The sequence below is a fragment of the Lactobacillus iners genome (assembly GCF_011058775.1).
Taxonomy (GTDB): domain Bacteria; phylum Bacillota; class Bacilli; order Lactobacillales; family Lactobacillaceae; genus Lactobacillus; species Lactobacillus iners.
This window is the reverse complement of the sequence record NZ_CP049230.1, coordinates 289,519-304,407: the sequence shown is the minus strand read 5'-3', so window position 1 is coordinate 304,407 and position 14,889 is coordinate 289,519. Positions and strand designations below refer to the sequence as shown.

Genomic DNA, 14,889 nt, shown 5'->3' with positions numbered 1-14,889 from the left:
TAATTCATCTGACAAAGTAATTAATCGATCAATAGCTTCTTGCTTAAAAGAATTTTGTCCGTCAGGAGTTAATGCGTAGGCTTCATCAATAATATGATATAATGAAAGAAAAAGTATAAACCTTTAAAGCATGAAAGATCCCATTCTTCCATGCTTTTCTACATTTTATATAGCAGGTAAAGAGTAATGAGTTTAGATGATATAAAATCATTTTCCAAAGAAAATATGGCCTTTGATCCAACTGGGCATGACTTTCTTCATGCCCAAAGAGTAGCTAAGCTAGCTCAAAAAATATATACAGAAGATTTTAAAAAAGATGCAACTGATATTGGTCTGTATGTTGTGAAAGCAGCTAGCTATTTGCATGACACCATAGACGAAAAAGTCACTACAGATAAAAAGAATAGACTGATAGAAATACGAATTTTACTTAGCCATGAGAATATTACAACTCAGGCTAGAGAAGACATTTTAGATATTATTCAACATATGTCATATGCTGACAACATTGAACACCATTATCAGCTTTCTAACGAAGGTAAATGTGTTCAGGACGCTGATAGACTTGATGCACTAGGTGCAATCGGCATAGCACGTGCATTTGCTTACGGCGGGCACGCTGGACAGGAAATATATGATCCCCAAATATCAGTGAAGGAAATCAAAACACACGATGATTATCGCCATCACAAAAGTACAACCATCAATCACTTTTATGAAAAGCTGCTGAAATTAGCAAGTTTAATGAATACCAGAACGGGAAAGCTTGAAGCCATTCGTCGAACAAAGTATATGCGTGATTTCTTATCTGAATTCCAAATGGAAACAGGTGTAAAAGATGAGACATAATGAGTATCTATTAGATAAATCGTATTTCGAAAAAGTCGCTACACTTTTTAATAAAGGACAGTCTAATCCAAAAAAAATCCTTGTCGTAGAGCACGCCGTGATTAACAGTTTGGATTTTATAGACTATTTATGTGAACACTACGAAGTGTACTTTATACCCAAGCCTAAAAGTATCGATCGTAAAGTCCTTAAACATTTATCAAAGACTTGTACAATATTAGATGTTTCTAGGAAAGAATTAGCAGACGTTGATACACCTAACTGGATAAAGAAAATTGTCGGAAAGGACACGTTTGCAATTATTGATATTGGTGGGTATTTTGTACCCAGATTAAGTGACATTCAGAAACAGTTTAAAGGTCAATTGGTTAAAATAATCGAGGATACGGAAAATGGCTACCAAAAGTATGAAGATAAGCTGTCCAATAATTCAATATCAGTCCCAATACTATCAGTGGCAAGAAGTTCTTTAAAAATTGAGGAAGATTTTTTGGTTGGACATGAGATTGTAGTCAAATCCGAAATCTTTTTAGCAGATTATGGAACGACGCTTTTAGGCAAGAAAGCACTAGTTATTGGCTATGGTAAAGTTGGCTCCAGTATAGCGGATAATTTAAGAAAACGTGGTGCAATAGTCATAGTTGCTGATAAAAGAGCAATACGATTAGCTAATGCATTAGCCCATGGGTACCAAATAACTAATGATATATATACTGAGCTAATTGACGTTGATATTGTGTATATAGCTAATGGGGAGAAGTCTATTGATGCTCTTCAACTAAAAAAATTGGATTTGAAACATACTTTATATAGCTTTTCTGTAACTTCAGCGGACGATACTTTTAAAAATAGTCAAATAATCAACGAATTACCCCACTATGGACACAATGGTGGGTATAGAATTTTAAAAACCAAAAGCAATAAGACTGTTATTCTAGCAAATTCAGGGAACGCAATTAATTTCACATACTCTATATCAACATTAGCTTCCTATGTCCAATTAACACAGGCTGAAATGGCAGTTATACTACAAAAAGACATTTCAGGTGAAGAAAATCAAGGAATTGTTGAATTAAATGAAAACGACAGAGAAAAAATTGCTAAAGAATGGTTGGTAGAGATATTCAAATTTGTTAAAAGTTGAATTAAATGAAAAAAACTTAAAGAATTATACAAATAAGCTCTGGTTGCTACCGACAAAGAGATTCTAAGCTGCTTTTAGTTGCTGCTAAACTTTGATCGTAGTATTAAAAATACCTTATTAAGTGCAACTTTCATTGGAACAGTTGATAACAATATTAAGATGAAATTTGGTTTCCTTGTCAAAGTTTCTGTATAAATAGATTAAGCAAGAAGTTTTAATGGCTGTCTTTTCCCTTGCGAGGTGAGGACCATGGGAACATGTAATAATCTTCAGGAAGGTGTCACAGTAAATGAGTGTCTTCCAAATACTCTAGTTGATATTGCTGTTTAACACGTTTTTAATCGTGCTACTCAGCTATATCGACAAGCACCATAAATAAAAAGCCGCCCTGCGTAACTTTGGCCAGTTCAGGGTAGCTTAATGCTGTCTTATTAACTTCGCCACCGCCTTTGAAGCGACTTGCGTGGGAAGTCCTGTTTTCAACGGGGCTTCCTTTTTTCAGTCTACATTATAGCATGGCTATAACGGACTTGCGACTATTTTAAGTGTAGTTTCTCAAAGGCTAGAGGAACTATTGTTCGTTCTTGAAAATATAGGAGCACGGCTTAAATACCATATACAGTGATATAATATATGTAAAAAATCTATATGTGATGTTCGGGAGGTGTCATTCTTGTTTCAAGAGAAACACAGCAAATTATTGAGTGCAATAATTTCGATTGGTCTTTTAAGCTTTTTAGGAATAGTTGTTGAAACATCGTTAAACATAACCTTCCCACAATTAACAAAGTATTTTTCTATACCCATCAATCAAGTTCAATGGTTGACTACTGGATACATGTTAGTCTCAACTAGTTTAATTCCATTGGGCTCATTCTTTTTAAAACGGTTTCGTGTGGTAACCTTATTTAGAGTTTCGTGCTTAAGCTTTTTAGTAGGTACATTGATTGCCAGCTTTTCCAACAGCTTTAATTTAGTTTTGCTAGGCCGTCTATGTCAGGGCATTGCCGATGGAATCGCATTACCCTTGATGTTTGCTGTCATACTACATAAAGTACCAAAGGAGAAAGTTGGCACTTTTATGGGGATAGGTAGCTTAGTTATTGCCTTGGCACCAGCAGTGGGACCCATATATGGCGGTATAATTCAGGACACATTAAACTGGCATTTTCTATTTATAATTTTAATACCAATGATTATTGTTACTTGGCTGCTTGGTGAGCTTAGTATTGAACAAAGTTCACCGATTCATTACGTTCCCTTTGATGTCCGTGGGGGCATTTGCTTGACCATTTTTTTGTCAACGGCGTTGATGTTTATTGTTAACTTGACTGCTAATAGTAGCTCTTTGAAATTTAATTTGATTTTACTAGGAACCGTTTTCTTTAGCGGCTTGCTTTTCCTTCTTAATGAAAAAAATAAGAGCCACAAATTGTTGGAATTAGCTCTTTTTAAAAACAAACGCTTTTTGCAGTTGTTAAGTGCCTTTTTTCTATTGCAATTCAGTTCTTTGAGTATGTCATACTTAATCCCTAATGTGCTACAAATACTTTTTGACCAGTCACCTGGCTTGGTAGGATTCCTAGTTGCACCTGCTGCTGTGATTGATGCAGTACTATCGGTGGTTGCTGGTATTATTTACGATAAAACTACACCCAGCTTACCCATTATAAGTGGCTGTACAATCATTGGACTGACCTTTTTGGGTGCCAACCTATTTACACCAAGTATTGGCGGGCTGGTTTTAATATATATGCTTTTTATGGTGGGATTGAGCTTTAGCTACAGTAACATCATGACCTATAGTTTGTCTCAATTACCTGCTGGGTTAGTAAATGATGGTAATTCGATTTATATGACGGTTCAAGCTTATTCAGGAGCAGTTGGAATTGCAATATCGTCATCTGTTATTTCTCTATTGCAGAAACAACAAGGGAGTATAATTTCAGGGACAAAATTGGGGTTATCAATCAATTTCTTGATTTTGTTTTTTGTTGCCGTATTCACAATTTCTCTATGCTTGGTAGCTTTACGAAATAAAGTAATTAAAGGAGGTAAAGAGTAATGAGTTTAGATGATATAAAATCATTTTCTAAAGAAAATATGGCCTTTGATCCATCTGGGCATGACTTTCTTCATGCTCAAAGAGTGGCTAAGCTAGCTCAAAAAATATATACAGAAGATTTTAAAAAAGATGAAACTGATATTGGTCTGTATGTTGTGAAAGCAGCTAGCTATTTGCATGACACCATAGATGAAAAAGTCACTACAGATAAAAAGAATAGACTGAGAGAAATACGAATTATACTTAGCCATGAGAATATTACAACTCCTGCTAGAGAAGACATTTTAGATATTATCCAACATATGTCATATGCTGACAACATTGAACACCATTATCAGCTTTCTAACGAAGGTAAATGTGTTCAGGACGCTGATAGACTTGATGCACTAGGTGCTATCGGCATAGCACGTGCATTTGCTTACGGCGGGCACACTGGGCAGGAAATATATGATCCCCAAATATCAGTGAAGGAAATCAAAACACACGATGATTATCGCCATCACAAAAGTACAACCATCAATCACTTTTATGAAAAGCTGCTGAAATTAGCAAGTTCAATGAATACCAGAACGGGAAAACAGGAAGCCATTCGTCGAACAAAGTATATGCGTGATTTCTTATCTGAATTCCAAATGGAAACAGATGTAAAAGATGAGTGCTGAATTTCATCCGTTCTTACACAACAGATTTAAGAAAATGACCACACTGGAGCATCTTATACTCTAGTGTGGTCATTTGTTTTGATTAATACATATATTTTTTTAGAGCCTGTTGCGGTTCAATACCCTGTCTAATTTTTAATGCAACATCAATGGTGACATCTGCAATAATTGATTGTGGATCAATAACATTATATGGATGATCTGATGCTTTTTCTTGTGCTAAAGATAATTCTGTACATCCTAGCAAAATAACATGACAACCATATTTATCATGCATCAATTGCAAGATTTTATAAAAAAGTTGTGCATCAACTATGCCCTTTTCTTTAATATTCTTGTATATCAATTCATTAACTAAAGGTTGAATTTCAGGTCCACCAAATTCAACCTGACGACCTACTTTGCTTAACTCATCAGCATATAAGTGATCATAAATAGATCCTTCAGTTGCAATCAATCCAATCTTTTTTTCGTTAGGATAATTATCAATAAAATTGTGTATTGCAATTCGCATCATATGTAAAAATGGAACATCTGTCAAAGAAGCTAACTCATTATAATAATAATGAGCAGTATTGCATGGCATAACGAAAAAATCTGGTTTTAATTGAGCCTGTGACAAAACATCACTACGCAATGCTGGGAAAAAATCAGGCTGTGTATGATCTTTAATATAAGCAGTACGATCTGGGATTTGTGCATCATTAACCAAAATATAGTTTAAATAATCTTGATCACATTTGATTTTAACCCTACTATTAATCAACCGTACATAACTTTCTGTTGCAATAGTACCCATACCGCCAATTATCGAAAAAAAATGTTCCATATACTTATACCTTTTTCAGTACTTTAATTTTCTAATTTATTAATTACTTCTTGAGCTACCTTAATATCTGTTGGGTAAGGAGTATCTACACCTCTTATTTTTTGATATGGATCAGCACCCTTACCACATATCAATACAACATCATCATCTTTAGCCCCTTTGATAGCTTCAGCAATGGCCTTTTGCCGATCTAATTCAATCATTACTTGACAGCGATCATGATCAATACCGGCTGCAATTTCATCAGCAATAACTTGGGCATCTTCAAAACCTGGATCATCAGTAGTTAAAAATACTTGGTTAGCATACAAACTCAAGCTCTCACTAAAGCCTGCCCTACGAGAAATACCTTTATCACCAGGAGCTCCCACTACAACAATGATCTTAGGACTATCAAACTCTTTTTGCATAAAACTCATCAAAGCAATCATCGATGCCTTATTATGTGCATAATCAACGATAACTGTTCCATGATTGGCAGTCGTTAAGGTTTCCATTCTTCCAGGAATAGTAACATTCTTAATACCATCATAGCAATCTTGATAATTAACTCCAGCTAAACCTGCTCCAATAATTGCAGCAGTAGCATTAATTTCGTTGAAATCGCCTATCATCTTCAAACTATAATTTCCTTCAACAGGTATATTACGTGCAGCATCGGTTTCACTATATAGTTTGAATTTAGTCTCACACATATCGGTTTCCACAGAAGCAAATCTAAAATCAATTGGACGTTTTAAATCTGGATTATCATAATCATTACGTGCAAACAAATAGATACTATCCGGATTAGTCGTAGTTGTTGCAGCAGCATAGATTTCATCGAAATGATCAGTCATTGCATTAATAATACATTTTCTGGAATTAACCATTAATTGCAATTTACAATGTAAATAATCTTCAAAATTAGGATGCTCATTAACTCCGATATGATCTGGCGTAATATTTAAGAAAAAGCCCAAATCATAAGTTAATCCAAAAACTCGATTTTTCTTATAAGCCTGAGATGATACTTCCATAACTAAATGCGTCATACCATTATCTACAGCACGTCGCATATCTCTAAATAAATCTAGAGATTCTGGCGTTGTAAGACTCGATTTAAAACGATCTTCAGGTTTAGGCCCTACTACATCATCAACAGATGAAAACAAAGCTGTTCTACCACCATTTAACTTATCTAAGATTCCTTTTAAGAAATAAGCAGATGTTGTTTTTCCTTTGGTTCCAGTAAAAGCTATTAAGAATAAATCATCTTGTGGGAAACGATAAAAAGCAGCTGATAACAATGACATGGCCTTTGTTACATTGCTTACAATCAAAGCGTGCATCCCTTTTCCTTCAGGATATGGTTGCTCTGCTACATAACAAATTGCACCATTTTCTTTAGCATAAGATAAATAGGTAGGACGAAATCCTTTTCCCTTACAGAAAAATAACGTATTTGTTTTAATATCACGTGAATCATATGATATATAATCCATCTTTGTTGAAACAACATCTTGCGTTGCACATGATTTTAATAAATGATGTTCTTTCAATATCAATATACACGTATTTAATGAAATGCTTGACTCGCTCATGCTCTCTCTCCCAATTAAATCAATTCAGTGTAAATTATAGCACATCCAAATTATTTTTTTGTATGTTTATAGGTAAGTCGATAATAAAAGAAGTCAATTTCTGATTAGATGTGCAAAAAATAGTTCCATGATGCATCTCGACGATTGTTTTAGTAATAGCTAGTCCTAATCCTGAACCACCAGTTTTTGGTGAACGTGATTCTTCAACGCGATAAAATCGATCAAACAACTTACCCAACGCATCTTGTGGAATAGCTTGTCCATCATTAGAAACGATAATTTGCACCATATCATTACTGATTTTTTTGACAGAAACATAAATATTTTTAGCACCAACACCATATTTAACCGCATTGGAAATTAAATTGTTAAACATTCTGACAATCTTTTTAACATCGACAGCTATCTCTAGATCTTGCGGTTCACAAGAAGTTTTAATATCAATCTGTTTCTTTTCAGCTTCTAAGGCAAAACCTGCAGCAATTTGTTCTATTAGTGATGATATTTTTATTTGCTCGAGTTCTAATTTTTTATCATGTGAAAAATTTAGAGTCGCATATTCAAATAAATCATTAGTCATCGATTTCATTTGCAAAGATTTATCAAAAACAATATTAAGATATTCTTGCCGTTGAGCTGGTAACATACTATTTTGATGCATCTTTAGCAAACTCATATAACCAATGATAGAAGTCAAAGGTGTTCTCAAATCATGTGATAAATTAGCAATTAATTCATCCTTGGACTTTTCAACAGCTTTTTCTTCAGAAATAGCCATACATGTACTATCAACTAAAGCATTAATTGAATCTACTACATCTTGCAATGGTCCCTTAAATTTAAATGGTATTCGATAATTAAAATGTCCATCCGCAATATAATGCAATTCTTTAATGATATGATACATTTGAAATTGATGATACCGACGCATCATTCGCAGATATACGACAAATAATTCTAAAACAAAAATCACATTTATTATTACTTTTTGCCACGCAAAGAAAGGTAGATGATTCCAATTATTTAACGTGTTATTAAATAATAATATGCCATCCACAAATTTTGAACTACCTAAAATCAGTAAATTTAACAACACTAATAGCGACAAATTTAACAAACATAACAATACAAATGTAACAACTGCTTCTAATATTAATCGTATTTTTTCTTTTTTACTTAGAAAAGTTACTTCTTCATCACAACTATTATATTTCAATTTTATATCCTACGCCCCACACTGTCTGAACTACTTCAGAACCTGCAGTAGCTTCTTGAATCTTATCGCGAAGATGTGAAACATGAACCATTACTGTCTTAGTTGAAACTATCGATTCTTGTTTCCAAACTCGTTCAAATATTTCATTAGCGGAAAATACACGCCCTGGATGACTAGCTAACAAATATAAAATGCCAAATTCTAAGACTGTCAAATTAATTTTCACGCCCGTTAAAGTTTTTACAACATGCGAATCTTTATTAATAACTAGTGGACCAACTTCTATTAAATCTGGCATATCACTGACAATATTTTTTTCACTACGTCTAATCAATGAACGAATACGAGCCATAACTTCTAATGGATTAAAAGGTTTAGTCACATAATCATCAGCACCTGTTAGTAATCCCTGAATTTTATCAAGGTCTTTAGTTCGTGCAGAGACAACTAGAATAGGAACTTCAGAATCTTTACGCACTTCTTTAATCAAATCAAGACCCGACATTTCTGGCATCATAATATCCAATATGATACATGTAATACTTGGATCCATTCTAAATTTAGTTAAAGCTTCTCTACCGTCACATGCAACTACAGGATCATAATTTTCATTTTTTAAATATATACTTAAAAGTTCAACAATTTCTTTATCATCATCTACAACTAATACTTTTACCATTTTTTTCCCTTTCAATCTCTCATAAAAATTATTATTTGTACAATTCATCTGAATAAGGTAATTCCAATGATGGATCTGCATTTAAATTTAAGTCACTAAATTGACCAGCAACATACAGATTATAAGCTGCAGCACCAATCATTGCAGCATTATCACCACATAATTTCAAATCAGGCATGATCACTTTCAATTGATGATCTTGATTAATCGCAGCAATTTCTCGGTTTAATCGCTCTCTCAATCCAAGATTAGCTGCTACGCCACCACCCAAAATAAACGTCTTCGGCTTAAATTCTTTAATAGCACGCATAGTTTTGTAAGCTAATACGTCAACGACAGCCGCCTGAAAACTAGCAGCTAAATCATATTTATCCAATTTTTGGTTAATTTGATCTGCATGATGACAAGTATTAATAAAGGCACTCTTTAAGCCAGAAAAAGAAAAGTCATAATCATAATCTTCTAGCATAGCACGAGGGAATTTAAAAGTATCTTGACCTTGATGTGCCCATGTATCAATAGTTTTTCCGGCCGGATAATTAACGCCCAAGACTCTGCCTATTTTATCATATGCTTCACCGGCAGCATCATCTCTAGTATCGCCAATAATTTCAAAATCAATCGGGCTTTTTAGCAAAACAAGTTCAGTATGTCCGCCAGATACCTGTAAAGCTAATGCTGGATATTCAATAGTATCTTTTAATTGAGCAGCCATAATATGTCCCATAATATGATCAACACCAATCAAAGGAATATTAGTCGCCATCGAAGCGGCTTTAGCAGCACTAACTCCAATCAACAACGCACCAACTAATCCAGGACCATATGTGACGGCAATCGCATCAATATCTTTCCATGTACAATTAGCTTGAGCTAAGGCTTCTTTAGTTATCTGCGTAATGACTTCAATATGGTGTCTACTTGCTACTTCAGGAACCACACCTCCGAAACGTTGATGACTTTTGATTTGAGTTGCTATAATTAAACTTTCTATTTCCGTACCATTTTTCACAATGGAAGTCGATGTTTCATCACATGAACTTTCATATGCTAAAATGCGAATATTTTTTTGTGTCACAATCTTTCTTCCTTCTATTTCAAAGTTTCAAAACCATATTTATGGCATCTTCTTGCAATGTTGCATAATAATTTTTACGAATACTATCTGGTATAAAACCCATTTTTCGATATATCCGCTGAGCATGCACATTTTTAACATTAACTTCCAGAGTAATCTTATCAATGTAATTATTTTGAACTAATGTGATAGCTTGCTGAAGCAACAAAGTACCAATTCCTTGAAATTGATATTCTAATTTAACACCAATAAATGCAATATGACCTTCATCAGAACTCATCTTTAAACCTAACACAGCTGCTAATTGTTGTCGACAATAAAGCACCAAATAAATATTTTCTGGGTTAGTTATTTCTGTTGTTAAATACTTAATATTCCAACACAAAGGTCGCGGACACAATTGATATTGCAAGTCCAAAATATTAACTAGATCAGATGAATCAGCTTTACGAAGGTAATATTGCAAACCATTTATTTTTACTTTAATCGGATTAAAAGTCATATCAATGTCTGACTTACAAAAAAGACTTTTAAACTTCCTCAACATATTCACTATCTGATGCAAAGTCCTTTCCGGTCTTACGATGCCAATCCATTTCTGCTTGCGTTCTTCTTAAATATCTAGGTAAAAATAGATCGGGATCTTGGGCAATTTCATCTACAGCTAACTTACCAATATTTGTAGCATGTAAGATATTTTCTTCAGCTGCTGCTTGTCTATATTGGGATGGACTGAAAAAAGCTTCAATTTCAGACTTATAATTGGCTATATCACTTCCAACAAAAACAATTGGATAGTCAAGCTCTAATTGAGCAACTTTATCTAATAATTTAGATAAATTATAATGTCCATCTGCAAGCAATTGCTTTAATTGACCATCTTCTTTTAAATACACACCTGCAAAGAAGTTTAAATTGCGAGCATCTAGCTCACTAATTAAAATTTCCCGATTACTAGTTACTCCCTGAGCTAAAGCCTTTAGTGTCGAAACACCAACCAATGGCTTATTCAAAATAGAAGCAAACATTTTGGCAGTCGTAATTGAAATTCTTAATCCAGTATATGAACCTGGACCTTGTGCGACTGCAAAGCGATCAATTTCTTGCAACGTTAACTGATTTTCCTTAAGTAACTCATCAATTAATGGATCTAATCGCTCAGCATGATTGTGCATCCCTAATTCATTTTTTTCTGCAATAATCTGTTCTCCGTCAGTCAAGGCTACACTCAAGTGGTCTGTGGCGGTAGTAATACTTAAAACTTTCATCAACTATCTCTTCCTATTTATCACTAACCCAACTAATCTTGGCAACAGTTAATATTTGCTCATCACGCTTAATCGTATGATAACTTACACTGTGATCAGCATTCCATGTTAATGTTACAACAGCAGATTGGTCATATAAAATTTCCTTACGAAATTGAATTGAAGCTGCAACCATCGAATGACTATTCAAAAAATCTCGTGGAATAGTATTAACTATCCAATCAAAATAGCGACCATTAGTTAAATGATGATTGACATCCAAATCACTATACATTACACGATAACTTCGCTGAAAATCTTCCTGCCCTGCAAGAACTTTAATGCGGTCAAAATGCGGTAATTTTGCTATTTTTTGAGCATCTGAAATCCCCACTTTTGCTGAATCTAACTCAATCATCCTGCGTGAAAGCAAATCAAATAAAATCCACTGACTATTAATCGTAACTAGCTCATTTTCTTGAAGATCTTTAACTAAAAATTTGATATATGCAAAAAAGCGATTATAATAACACAAATCAATCTTAATCGTAATTTGGTCATCAAATTTTGGCAATTTATTAATATCAAATTGATAATTAACTACAACCCAACCAGCATGTTCAATCTTAATACAAGGATCAAGCAAATGACTCATAGTATCCATCATGTAGCTAATCAAAATGGACATCTTTAGACGACCACTTTCGTCGCAATCGTGGGATTTTATTGTATATTTTTTCTCCAACTTTTCCATAATAATTCCTTATTTTTGATGGTACTTATCATATAATTCATTTTTAGAAATATTATATTTTTTGGCAATATTTTTTATAGCGTCTTTATTGCTCATACCACTTGCAACTGCTTGATTAACTTCAACTAACATCTGATCGATAGATATAGTTTCTTCTTCCTTAGCTGGAGAAAGCAAAATTACAAACTCTCCACGTGGTGCATTTTCAGCAAAATAATTAGTAATCTCACCAATACTACCCCTAATAAATTCTTCATGAATTTTGGTTAATTCTCTAGCACAAACTATCTCACGATTTTCACCAACTACTTTTTGTAAATTAGTTAAAGTTTTTAATAAACGATGTGGTGCTTCATAAAAAATTGACGTACCAGTAAAAGTAGCCATTTTATTAAAAAAAGCAGTTTGTTCGGTAGCTTTCCTTGATAAAAAGCCATAGTAAGTGAATGGTTGGGCATCAAAACCTGAAGCAATTAAAGCCGTAGCAAAAGCCGAAGGCCCTGGAAGCGGAATAACTGCTATATCATTTTTAATGCATTCCTGTACTAAAATAAAGCCAGGATCAGAAATAACAGGCATACCAGCATCGGATATCTCCGCTATCTTCTTTCCTTCTTTCATAAGTGCAATTAATTCTGGAGCTCGTTGCTTGGAATTGTACTTATGAAAAGAGATCATTTTATTATGTACGCCAATTTTTTCCAATAAAATCCCACTAGTACGCGTATCTTCAGCAGCAATATAATCTACTTCCATTAAAATTCTTTTGGCACGCAGAGTTATATCTTCTAAATTTCCGATAGGAGTTGGCACCAAATAAAGGCAACCTTGTGTTTCGTCGTTAAAACTACTTTGTCGTTGCATGCTTACTTCTTTCTATTGCTCAAATTACCATGATTAACAAAATTATCCAAAATATCTAGGCAAAACATACAATCTTCACCTTGATCTCGATGAGAACCGTAATACATATTACAAATATGGTATCCAGAATCATAAATATTACGCAAAGACTTCAATCCTGCTTGCGGCTTTACACTACCATTATTTTCTTTATGATCTAATTTATTAATCTTTTCTCTTAATAATTGATTTTCAACTTTCAGCTCTGTATTTTCTTTTAAAATATCGAGCATTTCAATTTCTAAATTTTCCACCGTATTAGTCATAGCTTTGAGACTATTTTTTAATTGTGTTAATTGTGCAAAAGGATCTAACAAGTTAAACACTCATTTCTAGTTAAAACTTAATACTATATAATTTAAACAATTATAAAAACTAACATTGTTTGTTCGCATTTTATCACATTCCATCAATAATTGAAGTAGTTTTGGTGCAAAAAGATAATCTTTATTTTTTTCAATCTTTTCCATAGCTATCTTAGCTAACTTATAAAACACAAATTTTTGCAGATTAGATTTAGCTGCTAGTTTCGAAATCTTGTAAGCTCTAACAATCGATAACTCATTTTGTTGACATAACTCCTGATATAAATAGGTGATTTCCTGCTCTAAGTTAGAAACATCTCCCATATCTGCGATTTCATCTTCATTTAATCCATAAGTCAAAAGATCTTCGGTAACACTACTTTTTTGCTTAGTTGGTGCAAAATGAATAATCTGTGTTCTAGAACGCACAGTAGGTAATATTGTATTTTCATTATTAGCAATTAAAATGGTCACAACTGGAGCTACTGGCTCTTCTAACAAATTTAATAACGCATTATTAGCAGATAAAGTTAGTGATGATGCATCTTTAACAATGAAAAACCTACGGCTACCTTCGACTGGTTTTTTAGCCAATTCTTCTTTTAAAGGACGAATCTGATCAATAGAAAGACTCTTTTTATTTTCGGCTTCAACTAAAAAAACATCAGGGTGATTGCCATTTAAAATACGTTGACAATTATTGCAATTGGCATCTGGCTTATGTTCACCTGTACAATTTAATAAACAAATCAGCCAATACGCAGTCGCTAGTGCCGTGTACCCAGTAGGGTCAATAAATAAATATGCATGAGCTATTTTATCGTGCAAATATGCATCAAATAAAATCTTAGTTTGTTGCTGATCAACATTGCTTAAATTTACCATTAAAAATCACAGTTCCTTATTTAAACATATGTGGCATATATTCTTCCAATATTTTAACACTTTGAGAGACAACTTCTGCAATTGACAACTCTGCATCAACTCGTTTAATTCGCTCAGGATACGCTGACAAAAGTTGCTTATAGCCAGTATAAACTTTTTGATGAAAAAGGTTATTTTCTTGTTCTAACCGATCTTCATTTTCAGGACGAACTTTTTGAATTCTTTGTAACCCTTTTAAAGGATCAATATCAAAAAAGAGTGTTAAGTCTGGTGTTATATGTCTGGTAGCAAATTCATTAATTTGTTTTATCTCATCAATTCCTAAATCTCGACCTATACCTTGGTAAGCAAGAGAACTATCAATAAAACGATCAGAAAATACTATTTTTCCGGCATTTAATGCAGGAATAATTGTTTCTATGACATGCTGACTACGTGCTGCCGCATACAATAAAGCTTCCGTTTCCGCATTCATTTCTTTATTTTTAGGATCCAAAATGATCTTTCTAATATTTTCTGAAATTTTTGAACCACCCGGCTCTCGAGTAACTAAAATCGGTGCAATCGTTTTGGACGAAAGTTGTTGCACTAATTCATTAATAATCGTTGTTTTACCAGCTCCATCAGGTCCTTCAAAACTAATAAAGTATCCCTTCATTACACACCATCCTTGCCATTTAATATAAAAAG

General features: G+C 33.6%; 16 protein-coding genes. 4 read left to right on the top strand and 12 right to left on the bottom strand.

From position 1 onward, the window contains the following. Window positions 1–186: 186 nt before the first annotated feature. The 4 genes from G6Z82_RS01595 (at window position 187) to G6Z82_RS01580 (ending at window position 4,720) form a co-directional block, all read left to right on the top strand. A complete protein-coding gene (locus tag G6Z82_RS01595; RefSeq protein WP_006731743.1) occupies window positions 187–849 on the top strand; it encodes an HD domain-containing protein in 663 nt (220 codons plus the stop codon). Then, window positions 839–1,993 carry an NAD-binding protein gene (locus tag G6Z82_RS01590; protein WP_006732526.1) on the top strand — a complete coding sequence of 385 codons (1,155 nt, stop codon included), beginning with the start codon at window positions 839–841 and terminating at the stop codon, window positions 1,991–1,993. Before G6Z82_RS01595 ends, G6Z82_RS01590 begins: the two co-directional genes overlap by 11 nt. A 673-nt stretch (window positions 1,994–2,666) precedes the next feature. Continuing rightward, window positions 2,667–4,058 carry an MFS transporter gene (locus G6Z82_RS01585; RefSeq protein WP_006728902.1) on the top strand — a complete coding sequence of 464 codons (1,392 nt, stop codon included), beginning with the start codon at window positions 2,667–2,669 and terminating at the stop codon, window positions 4,056–4,058. Continuing rightward, complete coding sequence (locus G6Z82_RS01580) at window positions 4,058–4,720, top strand: HD domain-containing protein (protein WP_010222209.1); 663 nt, start codon at window positions 4,058–4,060, stop codon at window positions 4,718–4,720. Before G6Z82_RS01585 ends, G6Z82_RS01580 begins: the two co-directional genes overlap by 1 nt. An 82-nt stretch (window positions 4,721–4,802) precedes the next feature. Here G6Z82_RS01580 and G6Z82_RS01575 read toward each other — a convergent pair whose 3' ends face one another. The 12 genes from G6Z82_RS01575 to tmk all read right to left on the bottom strand — a co-directional run bounded on the left by G6Z82_RS01575 (window position 4,803) and on the right by tmk (window position 14,857). Next, a complete protein-coding gene (locus G6Z82_RS01575; protein ID WP_006728904.1) occupies window positions 4,803–5,549 on the bottom strand; it encodes an aspartate/glutamate racemase family protein in 747 nt (248 codons plus the stop codon). Between the two features lie 23 nt (window positions 5,550–5,572). After that, complete coding sequence (locus G6Z82_RS01570; protein WP_006731750.1) at window positions 5,573–7,132, bottom strand: UDP-N-acetylmuramoyl-L-alanyl-D-glutamate--2,6-diaminopimelate ligase; 1,560 nt, start codon at window positions 7,130–7,132, stop codon at window positions 5,573–5,575. Window positions 7,133–7,166: 34 nt separating this feature from the next. Next, window positions 7,167–8,348, bottom strand: a complete 1,182-nt coding sequence (locus G6Z82_RS01565) for a sensor histidine kinase (protein WP_164785726.1) — start codon at window positions 8,346–8,348, stop codon at window positions 7,167–7,169. After that, complete coding sequence (locus tag G6Z82_RS01560) at window positions 8,338–9,027, bottom strand: response regulator transcription factor (protein WP_006732483.1); 690 nt, start codon at window positions 9,025–9,027, stop codon at window positions 8,338–8,340. Before G6Z82_RS01560 ends, G6Z82_RS01565 begins: the two co-directional genes overlap by 11 nt. Window positions 9,028–9,058: 31 nt before the next feature. Next, window positions 9,059–10,105 carry a tRNA (adenosine(37)-N6)-threonylcarbamoyltransferase complex transferase subunit TsaD gene (gene tsaD / locus G6Z82_RS01555; protein ID WP_006735146.1) on the bottom strand — a complete coding sequence of 349 codons (1,047 nt, stop codon included), beginning with the start codon at window positions 10,103–10,105 and terminating at the stop codon, window positions 9,059–9,061. 19 nt (window positions 10,106–10,124) lie between these two features. Further along, complete coding sequence (gene rimI, locus G6Z82_RS01550) at window positions 10,125–10,607, bottom strand: ribosomal protein S18-alanine N-acetyltransferase (protein ID WP_006730430.1); 483 nt, start codon at window positions 10,605–10,607, stop codon at window positions 10,125–10,127. A 28-nt stretch (window positions 10,608–10,635) separates the two neighbouring features. Further along, window positions 10,636–11,373 carry a tRNA (adenosine(37)-N6)-threonylcarbamoyltransferase complex dimerization subunit type 1 TsaB gene (gene tsaB, locus G6Z82_RS01545; RefSeq protein ID WP_006730431.1) on the bottom strand — a complete coding sequence of 246 codons (738 nt, stop codon included), beginning with the start codon at window positions 11,371–11,373 and terminating at the stop codon, window positions 10,636–10,638. 13 nt (window positions 11,374–11,386) lie between these two features. Next, window positions 11,387–12,106, bottom strand: a complete 720-nt coding sequence (locus tag G6Z82_RS01540) for an acyl-[acyl-carrier-protein] thioesterase (protein ID WP_006735156.1) — start codon at window positions 12,104–12,106, stop codon at window positions 11,387–11,389. Between the two features lie 9 nt (window positions 12,107–12,115). Beyond that, on the bottom strand, window positions 12,116–12,970 hold the full coding sequence (gene rsmI, locus G6Z82_RS01535) for a 16S rRNA (cytidine(1402)-2'-O)-methyltransferase (protein WP_006738310.1): 855 nt from the start codon (window positions 12,968–12,970) through the stop codon (window positions 12,116–12,118). 2 nt (window positions 12,971–12,972) lie between these two features. Continuing rightward, window positions 12,973–13,275 (bottom strand): DNA replication initiation control protein YabA, encoded by a 303-nt coding sequence (gene yabA, locus G6Z82_RS01530; RefSeq protein ID WP_230453909.1) that lies wholly within the window; start codon window positions 13,273–13,275, stop codon window positions 12,973–12,975. A 66-nt stretch (window positions 13,276–13,341) separates the two neighbouring features. Next, on the bottom strand, window positions 13,342–14,199 hold the full coding sequence (locus G6Z82_RS01525) for a DNA polymerase III subunit delta (RefSeq protein ID WP_006735166.1): 858 nt from the start codon (window positions 14,197–14,199) through the stop codon (window positions 13,342–13,344). A gap of 16 nt (window positions 14,200–14,215) precedes the next feature. Beyond that, a complete protein-coding gene (tmk, locus tag G6Z82_RS01520) occupies window positions 14,216–14,857 on the bottom strand; it encodes a dTMP kinase (protein ID WP_006733547.1) in 642 nt (213 codons plus the stop codon). Window positions 14,858–14,889: the final 32 nt, after the last annotated feature.

Excerpts from the sequence above, each read along its gene's own strand:
- G6Z82_RS01595 (WP_006731743.1), top strand. The coding sequence starts at position 187 with ATGAGTTTAGATGATATAAAATCATTTTCCAAAGAAAATATGGCCTTT.
- G6Z82_RS01590 (WP_006732526.1), top strand. The coding sequence starts at position 839 with ATGAGACATAATGAGTATCTATTAGATAAATCGTATTTCGAAAAAGTC.
- G6Z82_RS01580 (WP_010222209.1), top strand. The coding sequence starts at position 4,058 with ATGAGTTTAGATGATATAAAATCATTTTCTAAAGAAAATATGGCCTTT.
- G6Z82_RS01575 (WP_006728904.1), bottom strand. The coding sequence starts at position 5,549 with ATGGAACATTTTTTTTCGATAATTGGCGGTATGGGTACTATTGCAACA.
- G6Z82_RS01570 (WP_006731750.1), bottom strand. The coding sequence starts at position 7,132 with ATGAGCGAGTCAAGCATTTCATTAAATACGTGTATATTGATATTGAAA.
- G6Z82_RS01560 (WP_006732483.1), bottom strand. The coding sequence starts at position 9,027 with ATGGTAAAAGTATTAGTTGTAGATGATGATAAAGAAATTGTTGAACTT.
- rimI (WP_006730430.1), bottom strand. The coding sequence starts at position 10,607 with ATGACTTTTAATCCGATTAAAGTAAAAATAAATGGTTTGCAATATTAC.
- tsaB (WP_006730431.1), bottom strand. The coding sequence starts at position 11,373 with ATGAAAGTTTTAAGTATTACTACCGCCACAGACCACTTGAGTGTAGCC.
- G6Z82_RS01540 (WP_006735156.1), bottom strand. The coding sequence starts at position 12,106 with ATGGAAAAGTTGGAGAAAAAATATACAATAAAATCCCACGATTGCGAC.
- rsmI (WP_006738310.1), bottom strand. The coding sequence starts at position 12,970 with ATGCAACGACAAAGTAGTTTTAACGACGAAACACAAGGTTGCCTTTAT.
- yabA (WP_230453909.1), bottom strand. The coding sequence starts at position 13,275 with ATGACTAATACGGTGGAAAATTTAGAAATTGAAATGCTCGATATTTTA.
- G6Z82_RS01525 (WP_006735166.1), bottom strand. The coding sequence starts at position 14,199 with ATGGTAAATTTAAGCAATGTTGATCAGCAACAAACTAAGATTTTATTT.
- tmk (WP_006733547.1), bottom strand. The coding sequence starts at position 14,857 with ATGAAGGGATACTTTATTAGTTTTGAAGGACCTGATGGAGCTGGTAAA.